This is a genomic window from Gemmatimonadota bacterium, from assembly GCA_026705765.1.
Lineage (GTDB): Bacteria > Latescibacterota > UBA2968 > UBA2968 > UBA2968 > VXRD01.
In genome coordinates this window covers 1-19,302 of sequence record JAPPAB010000031.1, presented here as the reverse complement: position 1 = coordinate 19,302, position 19,302 = coordinate 1, and the positions used below count along the sequence as shown (strand labels likewise).

General features: G+C 50.7%; 16 protein-coding genes. 15 read left to right on the top strand and 1 reads right to left on the bottom strand.

Features of this window, described 5'->3' with window-relative positions; translation table 11 throughout:
* Positions 1-56: 56 nt before the first annotated feature.
* Positions 57-1,388 (bottom strand): NCS2 family permease, encoded by a 1,332-nt coding sequence (locus OXH16_04150; protein MCY3680563.1) that lies wholly within the window; start codon positions 1,386-1,388, stop codon positions 57-59.
* Positions 1,389-1,606: 218 nt separating this feature from the next.
* Between OXH16_04150 and OXH16_04145 the strand changes: the two genes are divergently transcribed.
* The 15 genes from OXH16_04145 to OXH16_04075 form a co-directional block, all read left to right on the top strand.
* Positions 1,607-2,377 carry a UvrB/UvrC motif-containing protein gene (locus OXH16_04145; GenBank protein MCY3680562.1) on the top strand — a complete coding sequence of 257 codons (771 nt, stop codon included), beginning with the start codon at positions 1,607-1,609 and terminating at the stop codon, positions 2,375-2,377.
* 259 nt (positions 2,378-2,636) lie between these two features.
* Positions 2,637-4,403 carry a biosynthetic-type acetolactate synthase large subunit gene (gene ilvB / locus OXH16_04140; protein MCY3680561.1) on the top strand — a complete coding sequence of 589 codons (1,767 nt, stop codon included), beginning with the start codon at positions 2,637-2,639 and terminating at the stop codon, positions 4,401-4,403.
* Between the two features lie 133 nt (positions 4,404-4,536).
* On the top strand, positions 4,537-5,130 hold the full coding sequence (locus tag OXH16_04135) for a sigma-70 family RNA polymerase sigma factor (GenBank protein MCY3680560.1): 594 nt from the start codon (positions 4,537-4,539) through the stop codon (positions 5,128-5,130).
* Positions 5,127-5,525 (top strand): hypothetical protein, encoded by a 399-nt coding sequence (locus OXH16_04130; GenBank protein MCY3680559.1) that lies wholly within the window; start codon positions 5,127-5,129, stop codon positions 5,523-5,525. The genes OXH16_04135 and OXH16_04130 overlap by 4 nt, the downstream gene beginning before the upstream one ends.
* A gap of 20 nt (positions 5,526-5,545) precedes the next feature.
* Entirely contained in the window at positions 5,546-5,995 is a 450-nt protein-coding gene (locus OXH16_04125; GenBank protein ID MCY3680558.1) for a hypothetical protein, read from the top strand.
* A 120-nt stretch (positions 5,996-6,115) separates the two neighbouring features.
* On the top strand, positions 6,116-6,763 hold the full coding sequence (locus OXH16_04120) for a periplasmic heavy metal sensor (GenBank protein MCY3680557.1): 648 nt from the start codon (positions 6,116-6,118) through the stop codon (positions 6,761-6,763).
* Between the two features lie 208 nt (positions 6,764-6,971).
* On the top strand, positions 6,972-7,769 hold the full coding sequence (locus OXH16_04115) for a DUF3047 domain-containing protein (protein MCY3680556.1): 798 nt from the start codon (positions 6,972-6,974) through the stop codon (positions 7,767-7,769).
* Between the two features lie 396 nt (positions 7,770-8,165).
* Positions 8,166-8,627 carry a VOC family protein gene (locus OXH16_04110; protein ID MCY3680555.1) on the top strand — a complete coding sequence of 154 codons (462 nt, stop codon included), beginning with the start codon at positions 8,166-8,168 and terminating at the stop codon, positions 8,625-8,627.
* Positions 8,628-8,645: 18 nt separating this feature from the next.
* Positions 8,646-10,226, top strand: coding sequence for a gamma-glutamyltransferase family protein (locus tag OXH16_04105; protein MCY3680554.1), 1,581 nt, complete (start codon positions 8,646-8,648; stop codon positions 10,224-10,226).
* A gap of 4 nt (positions 10,227-10,230) precedes the next feature.
* Positions 10,231-10,968, top strand: coding sequence for a class I SAM-dependent methyltransferase (locus OXH16_04100; GenBank protein ID MCY3680553.1), 738 nt, complete (start codon positions 10,231-10,233; stop codon positions 10,966-10,968).
* Positions 10,969-11,156: 188 nt separating this feature from the next.
* Positions 11,157-12,464 (top strand): aspartate--tRNA(Asn) ligase, encoded by a 1,308-nt coding sequence (aspS, locus tag OXH16_04095; GenBank protein MCY3680552.1) that lies wholly within the window; start codon positions 11,157-11,159, stop codon positions 12,462-12,464.
* A gap of 86 nt (positions 12,465-12,550) precedes the next feature.
* Positions 12,551-13,546: an adenosine kinase gene (locus OXH16_04090; protein MCY3680551.1), complete on the top strand. Its 996-nt coding sequence runs from the start codon at positions 12,551-12,553 to the stop codon at positions 13,544-13,546.
* 476 nt (positions 13,547-14,022) lie between these two features.
* A complete protein-coding gene (locus OXH16_04085) occupies positions 14,023-14,844 on the top strand; it encodes a hypothetical protein (protein MCY3680550.1) in 822 nt (273 codons plus the stop codon).
* 146 nt (positions 14,845-14,990) lie between these two features.
* A complete protein-coding gene (locus tag OXH16_04080; GenBank protein MCY3680549.1) occupies positions 14,991-18,266 on the top strand; it encodes a TonB-dependent receptor in 3,276 nt (1,091 codons plus the stop codon).
* Positions 18,267-18,338: 72 nt separating this feature from the next.
* Positions 18,339-19,302, top strand: a 964-nt coding sequence (locus tag OXH16_04075) for a hypothetical protein (GenBank protein MCY3680548.1), incomplete at its 3' end; no start/stop codon positions are given.

Here is a 19,302-nt window from a genome sequence, read left to right as displayed (position 1 = left end):
TAGAGAAAAAAAAGACAAATGTCACGCACAAATGCAGCGGTAAGGGGCGAGACCTCTCACGCCATAAAGACATATTTGAGGATAAAGATGATAGCCAGTACATCTATGATCGGATGTACTTCAGAGCCTTTTTTGCTCAGTCGCTTGATTATGGGATAGGCGATAAATCCGAACGCCAGCCCATCGGCAATGCTGAATGTCAGGGGTATTGCAATCAATGTCAGAAAAGCAGGTACGGCATCCGACATATCATCCCAGACAATGCGCGCAGCCGGAGCCATCATCATGACGCCTACGACTATGAGCGCGGGTGCTGTGGCAAAGGATGGAATGGCCTGGACCAGAGGGGTCAGGAATAGGGCGCAGACGAATAATCCGCCAGTCACCAGGCTGGCAAAGCCCGTGCGCGCACCCGATGATATGCCTGCGGCACTTTCGATATAGGTCGTCACGGTTGACGTGCCCAATACACTGCCGCATACGGTTCCAATAGAGTCTGATAGCAGTGCTTTGTTGGCGCGCGGCAATCGCCCTCGCTTGTCCAGGAATCCCACGCGTTCTGATAATCCCACCAGTGTGCCCATGGTGTCAAACAGATCGACAAAGAGAAATGCAAAGACGAGTTCGATGACTGCCGTGTGAAATGCGAGGGGCAGATGATAGACGGCTTCTCCAAAGAGATGGGTGGGCCAGACTGGGAGGCTTATGACGCCTGTTGGCCACGGCGTAAGCCCGAGGATCATGGATAATAAGGTGACGCCGATCACACCGAGTAAAATCGCACCGCGGATGCCGCGCGTTAGCATGATGGCCGTGCCCAAAAGTCCCACCAGTGCCAGTCCAACAGATCCTGAGTAAACATTGCCAAGGCTGACCAATGTGGCCGGATTATCGACAATAAAACCCGCATTTTTTAATCCGATAAACGCTATAAATAGTCCAATACCCGCTGCTGCTGCGAGTTTGAGGGGTTGGGGCACTGCTGTGATAATCGCCTCGCGCACCCGCAGTACAGTTAATAATAAAAACAAGAGTCCAGAGGCGAGGACCACGCCCAGGGCCAATTTCCAATGTACGCCCATGCCCAGTACAATTGTGTAGGTAAAAAATGCGTTGAGGCCCATGCCGGGTGCCAGGGCAAAGGGATAATTTGCCAGAAGTCCCATCAGTATTGTTGCTATTGCTGCAGAAGCACAGGTTGCAAATAATAGTTCGGGAAATAATTCCCCGCCCAATGCGTCGGACAAGATACCCGGATTTACGGCTACGATATAAGCCATTGTCACAAATGTCGTCACCCCTCCTGTTATTTCTGTACGCCAATCTGTGTTTTGGGCGTTAAACTTAAAGAATTCAGCAATTGTTCCTGTAATTTTTTCTGTTCCCATTTGTTTTTCCTTTTTTGGGTGAAACATGAGACGTAATAAGGAACCCGTTTCTCACTTTTACGTCTTATCTCTTGAGAAGGAATTCCACGCACTTTACATGATACTTGCGTCTGCAATCAAATGCAATTAGATTGAAACCTGTAGCGCGATAGGTTCGGGTATTCTTTCAACGTCAGCAGTTCAAGGGATGTCTCTCCCACATATCAGGAGAACTTGCCATGACCGAAGATATTGGCCCTTTGCTGAAGCACTGGCCCTATGACCCCAAAAATAGCATTCGCAAAATTTTCTCGTCCAAAGGCGTTGAAAAGATTCAGGTACGCATAGATCAGGGTCCATTTCAAGGTATTCTGCAGATGGAACTCGACGGGCGTCCCGATGGACGCAAACCACACAATAGTGCGTTTGCTCTGGATCATTTTACTGATCGGCTTCATCATTTTATTGAAGAACACGGTACATCTGATGGTTTTTCACTGAAAAAGTCGCACTGCAGTGAACTGTTTGATGAAAGCCGCCTGCTCTACGAGCGATATGTTTTTTTGCTCCAAATACGAGACTATGATCGCGTTATTCGCGATACACAGCGCAATATGGAACTGTTCCGTTTTGTCAATCAATACGCTGCCACGGAGAAAGATCGTCTCAATCTCGAAAAATGGTGGCCTTATGTTTTGCGAATCCACGCGATTGCGCGCGTGATGATTGCATCACAAGAGAACGATTTTACGAAGGGTATCCAAATTATTCGCGATGTGCTCGACAAGATCGAGAATCTGCAAGAAGTAGATGCAGAAGAATTTGGTATTGAAAAAAAGCGCTCTGTCGAGTCTCTGAACGAATTGCTCAACGAGCTCGAGCAACAGCGTCCTCTCACGGAATCTGAACGCCTGCAAAAAGAATTGCTCGAGGCGATTGACAACGAGGAGTTTGAACGCGCTGCCGAGCTTCGAGACCGCATTAATACAATAGGTGAGAAGGATGGATGAGAAGGTGTAAGAAGCGAGTTTTCTTGACAGAACTGGACTAAGCCTGTATCTTCTCTTTTCCATTGTAAAGAGAGTGCTAAAGTTATGACACATCAGATCACCACATCCCGCATTGCAATCACAACGGCTGTTGTAGGCCGTGTTGTAGTACTTGTACCCATGTGATGATGGGATTGATGATCGTATCGCAAAAGCATCTTGTCCCGTCATCGCTACACTGCAATGACGGTTTTTTTGTTTAACAAAGGAGATTGTTGCAATGGCAAGCAAACCCCAGACTCCGGCATCTGGCTCCACCTCTGGCGAAATGAGGGGTGCCGATATTCTGGTTGAATGTCTCATCCGCGAGGGGGTTGAAGTGCTCTTTGGCTATCCCGGAGGGGCCAGTATGGAGATGCACCAGTCCCTCACGCGTTCCAATATCCAGGTTGTGTTGTGCCGGCACGAACAGGGCGAAATTTTTGCGGCTGAGGGATATGCCAAAGCTTCGGGCAAGGTCGGGGTGTGTATGGCAACTTCTGGACCGGGTGCTACCAATCTGGTGACGGGGCTGGCCGATGCCAAAATGGATTCTGTGCCGCTTGTTGCCATCACGGGTCAGGTTCCCACTGCTGTTATTGGCCGCGATGCATTTCAGGAAACCCCGATTATTGAGGTTACACGGCAGATTACGAAGCACAATTATCTCGTGGATCGCATTGAAGATATTCCCCGCGTTGTCAAAGAGGCGTTTTACATTGCTTCTTCCGGGAGACCCGGTCCTGTGTTGATCGATATTCCCAAAAATGTGCAGCAAAGTGCTTGTGTGCCCGATTTTCCAGAGACGATTTCTATTCGCAGCTATACTCCCAACCATTTGCATGCTGACCGCGCGCAAATGCAAGAGGTTGCTCAGGCGATTTTAGAATCCAAACGCCCGCTTATTTATGCCGGTGGGGGTATTGTGACTGCGGATGCGTCTGAAGAGCTTCGCGAGTTTGCCCGAAAGACACGTATTCCCGTGGCTCAGACGCTGATGGGGCTGGGGGTTTTTCCGCAGACGGATCCCCAGTCTTTGCAAATGCTGGGTATGCACGGGTCGGTTTATGCCAATTACGCCATCAATCACGCCGATTTGTTGCTGGCATTTGGGGTGCGTTTTGACGATCGGGTGACGGGTAAGCTCGAAGAGTTTTGCAAACACGGTCGCATTGTGCATATCGATATTGATCCCTCTGAGATCAATAAAAACAAGGTCGCCCATTTGCCGATTGTGAGCGATATTAGATATGCCCTGCAAGAGCTAAACAGTATTGTTGTGCCAGGCGATTATCAGGCCTGGTGTGACGAGATTGAAACGTGGCGCAAAAGACATCCTTTTACATACAAAGATGTCGAAGATGTCATTTTGCCCCAGTATGCGATTGAGATGCTTTATAAGATGACGCAGGGTAAGGCCATTATATCTACAGGGGTGGGGCAACACCAGATGTGGGCGGCGCAATTTTATCCTTTTGATGAGCCGCGCCGTTGGCTCACGTCGGGCGGCCTGGGGGCGATGGGTTTTGGTTTGCCCGCTGCGCTGGGGGCGCAATTGGCTTTTCCCGATTCGCTGGTTATCGATATTGATGGCGATGGCAGTTTTGCGATGAATGTGCAGGAGTTGGCGACGCTTTATGCGGAGAAAATTCCCGTTAAGACTATGATTCTCAACAATCAGCATCTGGGTATGGTGGTGCAATGGGAGGATCGTTTTTACAAGAGCAATCGCGGGCATACGTTTATTGGTGATCCAGAAGCGGCGCAGGCGCATGAGGATATGAATATTCCGCCGGGTCACGCAATTTTTCCCGATTATGTAGCGATAGCAAAGGGGTTTCGCGTGCCTGCCGAACGGGCGATACGCAAGGAGGATCTCGTGCCGGCTATTGATCGCATGATTTCTTCCAATGGTCCCTATTTGCTCGATGTGGTTGTGCCGTATCAAGAGCATGTGTTGCCCATGATTCCCTCGGGTATGACATTTGCCGATATTATTACGGAGTAAGCATCTGTGTTGCCGGAAATGGACATTGCTCAAAGCGATGTCCATTTTTTTGTTTTATAGGGAACGCGGGTGTTGATCTGGTGGTCTAATCCTGCGAAACGGATAGAATAGACGAATCAGAGGAAAAAATAAAATGGCTGATTTTGATGAACGAGATCTGATTCGTCAATGCCAAAAGGGCGATGTGCAGGCTTTTCGCTATCTGGTTGAACGTTATGAAGACCGAATTTACGGTCTGTCGTGTTCGATTCTCGGTGATCCAGAAGCAGCGAGAGACGCGGCGCAAGAGGCGTTTGTTAGAGTGTATAAAGCACTGGGAAAGTTTGAGGGGCGGTCGAGTTTTTATACGTATTTGTATCGCGTTGCCACCAATGTTTGTCTCACGTTTGCCCAGCGCGAGCAACGGCGGCCCGACCGGGTTTCTATTGAGGGGATGCAAGAGGCGAGCGATATGGCACTGGATCGGTTTTTGGGTACGGATGAACCGCAAAATGATATTGAGCGCATTGGTTTGCGCGAGGAGATTCAGAAGGTGCTCGATTACCTGTCGCCCGAGCATCGCGCGGTGGTGGTTATGAAAGATATAGAGGATCTTTCTCAAGAGGAAATCGCCGATGTTTTAGATGTTTCTGTCGGCACTGTTAAGTCGAGGCTTTCGCGGGCACGGGCGCGTTTACGCGATTTGCTTATGCCGCTGTACCGCGAATGGCAAGGGGAGGAGATATGACTGATCGCGATAAATTGTTGCTCTATGTTGACGGTAATTTACCTGCGGAGCATGTGCGCGAAATTGAGGCGCGGATAGCAAACGATGCTGAGTTTCGCGCTGAATACGATTTGCTTCGCCATGTGCAGAGACGCCTGAGCCAGCGTCCGATGGTGCCTTCGCCGGGGTTGTGGGATGGCGTTCAGGCACAGATTCGGGAAGAGAGTATTTGGAATAGTCTGGTCTGGGCGGGCAAACGCCTCGTGCCATTGGCCGCTGCCGCTGCTGTTATTTTTATGGTGTTAATCGATAATGGAGATACCGAGGCAAATACGGTGTCCGACTATTTCGATTCGCAAACTGAGATGGTGCTGTCGGAGGTGCAAGCCGATAGCCTGGTTATCTATCCCGAGTAAACGACTGCAAAGGGACTATCATGTTTTCGTTTTCACCTCGCACACAGGCCGTTCTTCTATTTATGGGCATTTTTGCCCTGGGGCTGGTGTGTGGTACTATTGTCGAGCGCAAGTTTTTGCGCTCACCCGGTCCCCCCGGTCCACCTGGGGCGCGTGGCCGTCCTTATGATTACAACCGCATGATTGATCGAATGGGTCGTGATCTCGATTTGTCGGATGAGCAAAAGAGTGCTGTGCGGGCTGCATTTCAGGAACATCGGCGCGAGATTGATACGATGCGCCGAAAAATTGGCGAAGATATGCGGTCGCAGGAGCAAAAATTGCGCGAGAAGTTGAAGACGATTCTCACGCCTGAGCAGTTTGCAAAATTTGAAGAAAAAAACAAACGTCAAGGATTCCGCGGCCGAGGTGGCGGCCGCCGCGGTCCTCCGGGAGACCGTCCACCCGGTTCCCGCCGAGGACCACCATAATTCGTGACTTTCGCGTTGTGAGCAGATGCCGGCCTGAACACAGCCGAGGGTTGTTCGATTTTTTACTACAAACAGACAGCATGCTGGGAAACTGCTGTTTAACTATGAGGAGTTGGTATCATGAAACGCAAAATTATCTACGCAGTTATCGGTGTTTTTGCGATTGGTGTTATTGGAAGTGTCAACGCAGACGCTCAAAGAGGCAAACGCCGCGGTATGCGCGGTGGTATGGCGGCGCTGGAGTTGACGGATGAGCAGAAGGAAAAGATGTCTGATCTGCGTTCTGCCCATCAAAAGGCGATGGTCGATTTGCGCGCGGCACACCAGAAGGCGCGAATCGATTTGGGTGAGGTTCGGAAGCAGGACAATCCATCGGCTTCGGATATTCAGGCTAAGGTCGATGCGGTGACGGCGGCGCAGGGGAAGATTATGGCGCGCGAAATTCAGCATAATATTGATGTTAAAAATTTGCTGACCGCCGAACAAAAGGAGAAGCTCGGTGAGAGGCGACGAGGAGGGCGCATGGGTTTTCGCGGTCGCGGGGGTCCCGGGTTCAGAGATGGCGATGGTCCCCGTTTTAGAGGTCGCGGGGGACCTGGGTTTAGAGGCCGTGGTCCGGGTTTCAGAGATGATGATGGTCCCCGGTTCAGAGGTCGTGGTGGTCCGGGTTTCAGAGGTCGCCGAGGTGGAGACCGCGATCAGATGAAAAAGGAATCTGAGGCGGAGGAGAAGTCCGAGCATCACAGTGAAGAGTCATCAGAGATGTAGTTTTCGATTTGCCATTTGAACGCATAAGCGCGGCGGGTTTTTTCCCGCCGCGCTTTTTTATTGGTATGAAAATTGCATTTGTGCGTATAATGGATGAAACTTCCGTTAAAACCGCGCTTACATGTGGTGTTTTCGCAACAGGTGTGAATTTGGTTCACACGCGAAGATCGGTTTTAATTAGTTTTCACTATTTCAACAAAAGGTATCTATGATTCGCAATATTTTTTTAAAGATAGGCTTTTTTATTTTTGTCATTTTTCCGTGTGTTGTGCAAGCACAGGATCGCATTGCCGTAGATATGGGAGGCGATTGGCTGAGACGCGATTGGGACGATTGCGGCGAGAATGTTACGGGGCAACATCGAGATGGGGTGTTTGCGATTCGCAGCGATCATGCGGCGGCGCTTTTCTGGCAGGTGCCGACAAAGAATGGCACGGCGTTGGCTGTTGATCGTAGTCAGGATTGGATCAAGCGCTGTGACCGACCACCCAGGAGCTTTGGGAAGGATGTCCGCGAACAGGCGCAGGGGCAGTACGATCTCATATCTGCAACTGAGTATCCCTATATCTCATGGCGCTGGCGGGTCAGCAATACAATTGATGATAGCGATACGGCGGACCGCAAAGGCAAAATTCAGAAATCGGGTGATGATTTTGCAGCTAAGATCGGTATTTCTGTTCTCAATAATAGGGGGAAGCTGCGGGAGGTTGCCTATCTCTGGACGCGGACCATACCCGAAGAGACTTCGCTGACACAGGTGACGTCTGTTTTGGGATTTTTCAAGTTTAAGTGGTACCGCATTGTTGCCGAGAGCGGGGATCAAAATGTGAATCAATGGGTTGGGGAGTCGCGCAATTTTTACAGGGATTTCAAGCGCTTTTATCCCGATGAAGAGCCCGCAGAAGTTGTGCGCGTGTATCTTATGTCTGACTCAGATAATACGGGTAGTAAGGTGACGGGCGCGTTTGCAGATCTCGTTTTTCATCGCAAGCCTCCTGAAGGTTAAATTAGTTAGAGACCAACACAAAAAACTCGCTTGACTTTACTGTGTCCCCGATATATCTTCTGCACCGTTCAGTTTTATTCGCAGATATAGTTGAGAGTATAAGTATGATTTTTGTAACCCACCAGTGTAATACCCTGCAAATGATGGATAATTGCGCTATTAGTGCATCCGTGCAGATGTCATCATTTATTCGTGCCACCGGCCATGTGTGCCCGGAAAGTGGCATTGATCTCGCGGTTTTCACGGGTAATGACAAAAATATTATTGGCGGGTTCAAAATGAGACGACAGACTTGAGTATAAATGATAGTCTTGAAAAAACGAACCCGCTGAAGATGCTTCGGCGGGTTTTTTTGTTGGTGGTTAGCTACCCCTTCGGGGAGAAAGGACATGCGAGGTGGAATCCGATTTCGACTACCAGATGCCGTCCTATACAACTCTGATGGTTCACGATCTCAATATATCTACGCGGTGGTATTGCGATACGCTCGGTTTTTCTCTGATTTCGCAGATGCCGGGTGCCCATGGAGATCCGATTATGTCGCATTTGCGCTGGGCACCCCATGCGGATTTGATTCTGATGGAGGAGGGGCCAAATGTTTTGATTTCAAGCACCCGGGGTGCGGGGGTTACACTCAATTTTACGGTGTTGCGCGAGTCGGTTGACGCGATTGCCGATCGGGTGCGACGCGATGGCAATGTCCAGGTTTCCGGTCCACACGATCGCCCGTGGAATGCGCGAGAGGTTATTGTGATAGATCCCAATGGGTATCGGCTGAATTTCACGGAGCCGTTGCGCGTATCTGTTGATGGCGATGATTTGATGAATGATGTGATAAAAGGAATCACTTTGAACTGATATAGGAGATGCAGACTTATGCCCGAGTTATCCTGGTCTTTTCCGTATTCTTCTCAACGCATGCCAGTTATGGCGCGCAATGTGGTTGCGACGTCTCAACCGCTGGCCGCTCAGGCGGGGTTGCGGATGTTGCTCAAAGGTGGCAATGCCGTAGATGCTGCTCTGGCGACTGCTATGGCGCTTACGGTTGTCGAGCCCAATATGAATGGTATAGGTAGCGATGCGTTTTGCATTTTGTGGGATGGTGAGCAAATACACGGTCTCAATGCATCGGGGCGTTCCCCAAAAGCGTGGTCACCCGAATTGTTTGCCGGGCATTCGGTGATGCCCCAGCGCGGTTGGGATGCCGTGACTGTGCCCGGCTGTGTTTCGGCGTGGGTCGCGCTTTCAGAGCGGTTTGGCGTGTTGCCGTTTGAGGCGTTGTTTGAACCCGCAATTCACTATGCTCGCGATGGTTTTGTGGTTTCGCCTATTACGGGATACAGCTGGGCACAGGCTGTGTATAATTACGGGGATATGCCCGATTGGATGGCGACTTTTGCTCCCGGGGGACGTGCGCCGAAAATTGGGGAGAAATTTGTGTGCGAAGCGCAGGCGCGTACGCTTGAGCGCATTGCGGAGACAAGAGGAGAGGTTTTTTATTCGGGGGATTTGGCGGAGAAGATCGCTGCGCATGCAAAACGCACTGGCGGTGCGATGACAGAAGAAGATCTGGCAGCGCATCGGGCAGATTGGGTGGATACAATGACGATGGATTTTGGGGGTTATACGTTGCACGAGATTCCGCCAAATGGTCAGGGTATTGCGGCGTTGATTGCACTGGGGATGCTGGAGTATTGGGATTTGTCCGGGTATGCCGTTGATTCGGCAGATAGTTTGCACCTTCAGATTGAGGCGATGAAGTTGGCGTATGCAGATGCGCACAGGTATGTGTCTGATCCGGGTACGAGGGATATTGAGTTCGCGCAATTGCTCGATCCAGATTATCTGGCTGAGCGCGCGAGGTTGATTGATCTACAAAGGGCGGGGATGCCCGCTTTTGGCATGCCGCGTGGGGATACGGTTTATCTCACGGCGGCGGATGAAGATGGGATGATGATTTCGTTTATTCAGTCCAATTATATGGGTTTTGGGTCTGGTATTGTGATTCCGGATACGGGTATTAGTATGCAGAACCGAGGTGCGGGTTTTGTTTTGACGGAGGGCCACCCCAATCGCGTGGATGGGGGCAAGAGGCCGTATCATACGATTATTCCGGCGTTTGCGACTCGGGAGGGCCAACCCGTGATGTCGTTCGGCGTTATGGGGGGGCATATGCAGCCGCAAGGTCACGCGCAGATGATGATTCGGATTTTTACTTATGGTCAAAATCCGCAGGCTGCGTGCGATGCGCCCCGATGGCAGGTTTTTGGGGGTTTGAGTGTGGGGATTGAACCCGGTGTGGATGCGGGGGTGCTGGATGATCTTCGCGCCCGCGGGCACGATGTCCAGGTTCCATCGGCTATTGGATATGGCGGGGGGCAACTTATTTATAAACTGGATGACGGTTATTGCGCGGCTTCTGATCCCCGTAAGGATGGTCTGGCAGTGGGGTATTGAATTTATGAGTAAACGGAAGGATACAGCCTGGCAGGCGCGGGATCTGGCGCAGAAATATCTCAAGAATATTCGGCAGGCAATTCCGTTGTCCGATGAGCAGATTGCGGTTATGTGTCGGGTGATCAATGCGGATGACCACGGGGTCAATGCCGTGCTGGATCTGGGGTGTGGGGATGGCATACTCGGTGCCGCGGTTATTGAATGCCACCCGGATGCACGCGGCGTGTTTGTGGATTTTTCTGAGGCTATGATCGAGGCTGCGCGGAAACGGTTTGGTGGAACGGCTTCACAGCATCGTTTTGTTATTGGGGATTATGCGACGTCCGATTGGCTCAATCTGGTTGCAGATGACGCGCCTTATGATGCGATTGTATCGGGTTTTTCAATTCATCACCAGAGCGATGCGCGCAAGCGCGAGGTTTATGGCGAGATTTTTGATCTGCTTTCTCCCAATGGCGTGTTTGTCAATGTCGAGCATGTCCGCTCTCCGTCGAAGTGGGTTGAGTCGCGTTTTGCAGATCGCTTTATTGATGCGCTTTACGATTCTGTTACCCAGCGAGACCCGGAAGCATCGCGCGATGAAATTGCGCAGGCTTATTATTATCGCGATGATAAGCAGGCGAATATTCTCGCGTCTGTTGAAGATCAATGCGATTGGCTCAGAGCCATTGGTTTTTCAGATGTAGATTGTTATTTCAAGCTGTTTGAACTCGCTGTTTTTGGCGGGAGAAAAACTGGATAACTACCATGCATATACGCTATTTCCAAATCGCTGAGTTTGAAGAAAATAATAATGACGACAATAATCCGATCCGGCGACGGGCTGGACCGGCATAGGTCGTTTTGTGCCAGCATTTAGAGTAAAGTGCCCGTTGTCAAAAAGATGTGACAACGGGCTTTTTTTGTGCCTGAAACCAAAAGGAGTTTGTCATGAGATACATAGCAATGTCTGAACTGTCCAAATACATCGGTCAAACCGTTACCCTCCAGGGATGGGTGCATGCCCTGCGCGATCAGAAGTATGTCCAGTTTCTCATTGTGAAAAATCGAACGGGAAGTGTACAGGTCGTGCATGAAAAGACAGGGGCGTTGGCAGAGCGGGTTTCTGCTCTTACGCGAGAATCGGCGGTAACTATAAGCGGACGCGTTGTAGAAAATCCAGGTGTTCGCCTGGGTGGTGTTGAAATTCAGCTTGCGGAACTGCGTGTTGTCAATGTAGCTGAATCGCCGTTGCCTCTGGATCCGTTTTCCGAAAGTGCATCGGGTATTGACCATCGGCTGGATTGGCGGCATCTCGATCTTCGCGTTCCGCGCAATCGGTTGATTTTTGAGATACAAACTACTGTTGAAGGGGCGATGCGCGAGTATTGGATGCAGAATTATTTTATTGAGATTCACTCTCCCAAACTGATGGGTACAGCCAGTGAATCAGGGGCTGAGTTGTTCGCGCTGCCGTATTTCAATTCTACAGCCTATCTGGCGCAATCGCCCCAGTTTTACAAACAGATGGCGATGGCGTCTGGTTTTGATCGCGTGTTTGAGATTGCACCCGTTTTTCGCGCCGATCCCTCATTTACTTCGCGCCATACAACGGAGTTTACCAGTGTGGATGTCGAGATTGCATGGATTGATAGTCACGAGGATGTGATGGCATTTGAAGAAGCATGGCTACAACATGTCATTTGTACAGTGCGAGAAAAATATGGTGATGCTATTGCCGAAAGTTACGGTGTTGAACTCGCGGTTCCGGAATTGCCTTTTCCTCGGGTTACGATGGCTGAGGCATTGAAGGTGTTGTCCGACCAGGGCCACGCGCCAGAGCGAGAAGGCGATCTCGATCCAAAGGGCGAGCGTTTGCTCGGTGAATATATCCGCAAAACCTGGGGGTGCGATTATGTTTTTGTGATAGATTATCCGATGTCTGTGCGGCCTTTTTACCACATGCGTCATCCGGGCCAGCCTGAGTTGACCAGGAGTTTTGACCTTCTATATCGCGGTGTGGAAATTACCACAGGCGCGCAGCGCGAACACCGTCCCGATGTTCTGAGAGCGCAGGCGAGAGAGAAGGGGCTGGATTTAGAGGTTATCCAGTTTTATCTCGATTTTTTTAAGTACGGATGTCCCCCGCACGGGGGATTTGGTTTTGGTCTGTCGCGCTTGCTTATGATTATGCTTGGCTTGCCCTCCGTGCGGGAAACGACTTTTTTGTCCCGCACCCCCAACAGGTTGCATCCGTGAATTTTGTTGACCAATATAATTTTAATGTTGCGGTACAACGACATATAGAGTTTTTTGTTGATGTGTGACTTTAACAAGGAGAGTTTATGCGTCAATACGATGTATATGGGCTGGGCAATGCACTGGTGGATATTCAGTTTCAAGTTGATCCGTCGTTTTTTGAGGCGATGGAGATTGACAAGGGTGTGATGACGCTGATTGACGGAGATCGCCAGCGCGCGTTGATCGATGCTTTGGGCGGGAAGGAGATGGCGCGTTCGTCGGGCGGTTCGGCGGCCAATACGATGATCGCGCTGGCCAATTGTGGTGGACGGGGCTATTACGGATGCAAGGTGGCTGAGGATGCAGATGGCGCGTTTTATCTTCGCGATCTCAATACTGCGGGGGTGGCGTGCAATCTCTCACATCGCGGGGAGGGGGTTACGGGCAAGTGTTTGGTGATGATTACGGAGGATGCAGATCGCACGATGAATACATTTTTGGGGATTACGAGTACGTTTGGTGTGGCGCAGGTTGAGGATGCTGTGATTGCCGACAGCCAGTATATTTATATCGAGGGTTATCTGGTTGCAGCAGATGATGGCTTTGAAGCGGCACAGGCGGCGCAAAAGGTGGCGCAGGCGCACGGTACAAAGGTCGCGCTTACCCTGAGCGATCCGTCTATTGTGGCTGCTTTTAAGGATAGGATGACGGCATTGGTAGATGCAGGCGTGGATATGCTGTTTTGCAATGAGGATGAGGGCAGGATATTTACGGATGCTGAGGCAACCGAAGAGGCTTTTGACGCGTTGCGCCAAAGAGTGGGCGGTTTGGCTCTGACGTATGGTGCAGAGGGTGCCCGGATTTGCGATGGCGGCGATGTGGTTCACGCGCCGGGTTTTGAGGTTGATGCTGTGGATACCAATGGTGCGGGCGATTCGTTTGCCGGGGCGTATTTGTTTGCCGTGACCCGGGGGTATGATGCGGCTCAGGCTGCGAGGCTCGCAACTTATGTGTCCTCGCGCGTTGTCGCCAAATACGGTCCGCGTTTTGAAAGGAAAATGAGTGGGGCAGCGATCAATCGGATTTTAAAAATGCGTTAATCTTACCATTAATGTAGGGGCGAGGCATGCCTCGCCCATGCCCGTCATCGCGGCGGGGTTTTTAGCCGCGATCCAGAAGGTTTTGCTTGTCATTTTTTAAAGATCGGTAAGTCCTATAAAATCAAAATATTTGTCCTGTTACAAATTTTAACAAACTTTTCGTTGACAAGGTTATTTTAACTCTTTTATTTCTATTTGCTTACGTTTAATATGGCGATTTAGAGAATCTTATTTTTTGCGTTATATTTCATAAGTTTTTGGAATTTATAATTTCCATAAATTGTTGTTTTTAAATGAAATACATGTAATTCCGTACACTAAAATTCAATGGATTCTCGATTTTCACCATGGTCTTGAATGGTTTTCCGGAAGCTCGATTGGGCTTGTTGCTTACCTTATAAATCGCTTGTCTTGCCAATTATTCGGTATTATAATATCCCCTCTTTTTCGTTCACCCAAAACCTAAGGAGGCACTTTTGAAAAGATTTTTAGTTTTGTATGCCGGGGTTTTCTTATTTGCTGTATCTTCCGTTGATGCCCGCGATGCGGATCTGTGGGCTATTGGCGGATTGGTGAATTATCATCAGCCAACAGGTCCTTTGAGTGGCTGGTATGCTGGTGATTTGAAGTACGGCTTGAATGTGAGTTATGTGATTTCTCCGCGTTTGACCACAGAGGTGGAGTATCACTACTCGAAGTTTCGCAATTCAAATCTCCCCGGGCGCACGTTCGAATACAGAGATGGTCGTCAGGTCCCAAGTCCCGAAGCCGATTCGGAGATGACCTGGAATAGCGTGGCTTCGAACTGGCTGTGGTTTTTCAGAGAAAATGCCGAGACCATGTCCGACCGCAAGTGGTCGCCTTATCTGGGTTTGGGCCTCGGTTTTTACGATTATAGCCACAAGGTGCGTGGCTTGATTGCCCCGATTAATCGCGATATTCCAGTAGAGGTGGATCGCGGCGGCGTGCAGATATCGCTGGTGTATCCGGGCAATCCGAATTCCTCTCTGGATACCAAGAATCTAACAGAAGCCCAGATTGATAACATCGGCATAATTGACAATGGCCAGGTGTTATTGCACGGGTTGGTGCCCACAGAGGATACGCGAACAGCGTGGACAATTCCCATCAGTGCTGGTTTTGAGGGATCGCTGGGTACTTCTTATGGGCTCGATTTTCGCGTGCGCTACAATCTCATTTTTGGCGAGATCAATCCATTGACCGCTTGGGGAATGAACAAGGCATTTCCGATAGGGACAGTGGATGCTGGCGTGAGTTTTAAATATTATTTCGAGTAAATAGAGGTTCAGTTCTCTCGCGTTAGATAAAAAAATGGCCTTGTGCGTTCCATTGCGGTTCAAACTTTTTCGAGTAAAACAGAGATTCAGTTCTTCAGTATGAGAAACTGGACTATCCCACTCACCATTTTTATGGAGGGTCGTAAATGAGTAAGCGATTATTGTGTTGTCTGGGTCTGTTGGTCGCTCTGGCGATCAGCACCGGATTGGCAGAAGCGGCCACAACGGGTAAAATTAGTGGACGGGTTACTGAGGTTACAGGTGAGCCATTGCCCGGTGCCAATGTAGTGATCGATATCGATGGCGTGAAGCGCGCCGGGATCACCGATGAGGAGGGCGAATACTTCATCATCAATATCCCGCCTGGAACCTATGATATTGAATCCATTATGGTAGGATATACAAAGTCTGTTCGCACGGGTGTGATCGTCAATGTTGACCATACCACGACGGTGAGCTTCGAGATGCAGGAAGAAGCGATCGGATTGGACGAGATGATCGTCGTTGCAGAGCGTCCGCCAGTGGAGCACGACAAGACGGAGAGTAAATCCGTTATTACGGCAGAAGAGATTGAGTCGTTGCCGATCGTGCGCGAGATGTCGGACTTTGTGGAGTTGCAGGCGGGCGTGACCCCCGACGAAGAGGAAAGTGTTCGCGGTGGTAATTTCTGGGAGACGGCGTATATGGTCGATGGGGTGCGCGTGGTGAATAACGATGCGCGCGCCGGATTTACGCGGTTTCAAGGCGTGAACACGAGTGCCGTGCAAGAACTGACCGTGTTGAGCGGTGGGATGAATGCGGAGTATGGCAATGCGGGTTCTGTGGTTTCCGTGGTGACCAAAGAAGGTGGTCAGAGGTACACGGGCAGGGGTGAGTATCGCATTACGCCTCCCGGGCAAAAGCACTGGGGCAACAATGTGTATGAAGCTCCCGTGCATCGCGGCAGGATGCAGTGGGGCAATCCCGAGTGGGAGAACTTGCAAGCGTGGTATCCCGGTCCCGACGGTATTCTGGGGCACGACAATCAGACGGGAGAGATAACCGATTCTCAGTTTGCCACCGACGATGTTCAGCGCAAGGTTCACGAGCGCCAGGATTACACGGGCGTGTGGGGCGGTCGCGGCGAAGCAATGCTGGGCGGTCCGATTATGAGAAGAATTGGCTTCACGCTGACGTCTTCGATGAATCGCAATCCGTCGGCTTTTCCCGGCCCCACGGCGGTATCACTGCCTAACAACCGCACGAATTTCAAGCTGACGTATCGCCCGGGTAACAACGTCAAATTTAACTACGGTTCTCTGTTCAATCATCGTTCTCGGTATAACGCGGGCGTTATTCGGCGCATTGAACAGGGTTCGCGCAAGAATATGAACTCTTCTGGTCGCAACCTCTTCGTGCCTGCCGAATACTCGGGAGCGGGCAAGCGGCGTACGCGCGATTTTTTGAATTACGTCTCTTTGACGCATACGCTGTCGGCGCGCACCTTTTACGAAATTCGGTTCTCGTATTCCCGCACATCTGAGGTGAATACGGAACTGCCCTTCAATACAGATCAGCCCTATGTCGAGCCGGGTATTGGCAATGACTCTGGCTGGTTTTACATTGGTCGCCCGGTGGTGAACTGGACAAATTCAGAGCGCGACCGCTACCAGCTCAAGGTCGATTATTCGAGCCAGGTGACCAAAGGGCACTTCATCAAAACGGGTATTGACTTTTTGTTTTTCGACAACTGGGGTTTCACCCGCAACAAAAATGACTTCAGGGGTTTGATAGAGCGATATTACAGCCAGTTCAACAATCCCAATATCGGCGTGGTGCCGCGTCAATACGCCGTGTATTTCCAGGATAAAATGGAGTTTGAGGGGATTGTGGTGAATGTGGGCTTGCGCGGTTTGCGCTGGAGCCCGAATACCGAGATGCCGCAGTCAGCGTATTTTATCCCATTTTACAAATATCACGATCCGACAAAGGTGGAGAATATCCCAACCTATCGTCCAGGGTCCATTCATGTCTTGTCTCCGCGCGTGGGTGTGTCGCATCCGATTACGGAGAGCAGCGCGATGCACTTCACCTTTGGCAAGTTTGAACAGATCGAGCAGTTCTGGTGGATTTTCTCTCATAGCTATCGCACCGAAGAGGAATTTCTGGATGTGAACCAGAATGGTCGGATTGACGAGTCCGAGCTGTACAATACACAGGATGTCGTAGATGCCGGGCAATGGGGTTGGCCTAAGATCAAGCCGCTGATCACCACGAGTTTTGAAGTGGGGGCAGACTGGAACTTTATCACGGATTACACGGCGGGTATAACGGCGTATTACAAGCAGCAGGTCTTCCGCCGCAGCGGTGGCGTTTACGGGATGCAGTCTCAGGGTTTGCAGCACAACCGATCCGTGCAGTCATCGGGGCAGACGAATAACCGCGATACGCGCGGCTTTGAGTTGTCGGTTAAAAAGAAATTCAACTACATGACGGCGTTTACGATTGCCTACAATGTGCAGTGGGTTGAAAATGGCAACTCGGGCGTTCGCGGGTCGCACTATATCAATCCAGACAGGCTGGCGACCAAGAATCCGTCGAACTTTGGGAACTATGCCGGTTATATCGACAATGATGGCAACTTCCTGTCGCATTACTGGTATGAGTGGACACACGATTCCAATGGCGACGGTGATTTTCTTGGCGAAGGTGTTGCCGGTTCCGGTATTGTCAATGGCAGCGATACGGGCGAAGAGTTCCCGCGGCCCATGGATGGTATTACGCGCTTTTCGCGGGCACAGTCCTTTGGTAGCCAGGCGCGCAATCATCTCGAACTGGTCGAAGATGCTGCTGGGCGCAACAACTGGTCGCTGGATCCGGAAAACAGTCTGCTCAACTGGGATGGCAAAGGTGCCTCGACCTGGTTGCAGCGCCTCAACCAGTCTCAGGAGTTCCGGCCCGCCAACCTGAACCGAACCAATTTTGGCACGGTGACCTTTATGTTTTCCTCTCCCGACAGGTTTGGCCCGCGCTTTGTGGGCTTCAACCCGTTTGAAAATCTGCGCCTGAATATAGTGTATCGCCTGTTCACGGGTCGCAGGTTCTTCTATTCTCCGCCGGAAAGAGGCGGCGAAGGCTTCTACAATGGTCCCATTCACACGCGCACAGACATCAACTTTGAGAAGACATTTAAGTTCAACAGGCGCGCGAGCATAACGGCTTTCTTCGAAGCCTTTAATCTCTTCAACCAGAGAGATCCGCACATCAGCTATCGCGTGGATAATCAGCTGGTGGAAGTGGGGTCAGAATACGTGGAATGGGGTGTGATTTACACGCCATTGCCGGACAACCCCGAATATATTCAATATGGCGATGTGGGTGATTATCTGAGGTACCAGGATTCACCTCGCGAGTTCCACTTTGGTTTGAGAATGAGATTCTAAAGCTCAGCTTTCAGCGCTCAGCAGTCAGCGGAAAAGCCGATTGCTGAGCGCTATTTAATAAGGAGTTAGCTTATGCAACGGATATTCAAACAATTTACGCGGGTGTTGCTCGCCTTTGTGGTGCTGTGGGGGGCGTCGGAATTGTATATGGTGATCGATGCCGACGCGCAGCAGCGCACGCGCCGCCGCACGACCAATCGCGGGAAACTCTGGTTGTCGATGCGCAATAATGGCACCCTGGGGCATTCGCTGGATGGCGGCAACATCTTTGGTCCCGAAGTCGGCATGTCTTATCCCGGACGGTGGCAATCGACCTATCGGTCGGGTATTGTGAACCGATTTAATCGGCAGGATAATTCGCGTGGCAATGGCGTGTGGGTGATGGCGCGCACAGACGATGGGCGCAAATATGTGTCTCAGGGAGGTCCCCGCCAGCCATCCGCAGATGTTTTTCCGATCCAGCACAACCCGCGCAACAATGTCGAGAGCATTGCTGCGATCTGGCGGTCTGTGTGGCGGGCTGGTGGTCGTCCATTTAATCTGTTCAATTACGGACAGAATGCTGCGCTTTACTGGCCCCGCATGAGAAATATGAAGATCACACACAATTTTGTGAATGGCGAGCCTGTGGAATACCAGTATGCTGTCGCCACCTATGGTGGTCTGGGACAACGCGGTTTTCCACCTGGTCCCGACAAAGTGGAGCCAATAGATTATTACAACTGGGGGTTTGGATTTTATCCATTGAACAAAGAGTCGTTCAAGCAGATGCTGGAGTCGTCCTACAGAAGGGTGCGCGCAGGGTTGAATCAAATGCGTTCAAATGGCGTCAGTCACAATGATCCGCGTTTGTCGCCCGAGTTGTTCGGCGAGAATCTGCTGGTGACGGGCTGGTCGCAAGCTTCGGGTATTTCGGTGAAGCGGATGGTGCACGCGTATTCCACACCCGGCACGGATAATGACGTGATGATTCCTGTGCCTGCTCCCAATGGCAAGCAGTCTTCGATTATGACCCGGGGTGATTACGACGACTTCT

Coding starts and splice junctions, on each gene's coding strand:
- OXH16_04150 (MCY3680563.1), bottom strand. CDS start 1,388: ATGGGAACAGAAAAAATTACAGGAACAATTGCTGAATTCTTTAAGTTT.
- OXH16_04145 (MCY3680562.1), top strand. CDS start 1,607: ATGACCGAAGATATTGGCCCTTTGCTGAAGCACTGGCCCTATGACCCC.
- ilvB (MCY3680561.1), top strand. CDS start 2,637: ATGGCAAGCAAACCCCAGACTCCGGCATCTGGCTCCACCTCTGGCGAA.
- OXH16_04135 (MCY3680560.1), top strand. CDS start 4,537: ATGGCTGATTTTGATGAACGAGATCTGATTCGTCAATGCCAAAAGGGC.
- OXH16_04130 (MCY3680559.1), top strand. CDS start 5,127: ATGACTGATCGCGATAAATTGTTGCTCTATGTTGACGGTAATTTACCT.
- OXH16_04125 (MCY3680558.1), top strand. CDS start 5,546: ATGTTTTCGTTTTCACCTCGCACACAGGCCGTTCTTCTATTTATGGGC.
- OXH16_04120 (MCY3680557.1), top strand. CDS start 6,116: ATGAAACGCAAAATTATCTACGCAGTTATCGGTGTTTTTGCGATTGGT.
- OXH16_04115 (MCY3680556.1), top strand. CDS start 6,972: ATGATTCGCAATATTTTTTTAAAGATAGGCTTTTTTATTTTTGTCATT.
- OXH16_04105 (MCY3680554.1), top strand. CDS start 8,646: ATGCCCGAGTTATCCTGGTCTTTTCCGTATTCTTCTCAACGCATGCCA.
- OXH16_04100 (MCY3680553.1), top strand. CDS start 10,231: ATGAGTAAACGGAAGGATACAGCCTGGCAGGCGCGGGATCTGGCGCAG.
- aspS (MCY3680552.1), top strand. CDS start 11,157: ATGAGATACATAGCAATGTCTGAACTGTCCAAATACATCGGTCAAACC.
- OXH16_04090 (MCY3680551.1), top strand. CDS start 12,551: ATGCGTCAATACGATGTATATGGGCTGGGCAATGCACTGGTGGATATT.
- OXH16_04080 (MCY3680549.1), top strand. CDS start 14,991: ATGAGTAAGCGATTATTGTGTTGTCTGGGTCTGTTGGTCGCTCTGGCG.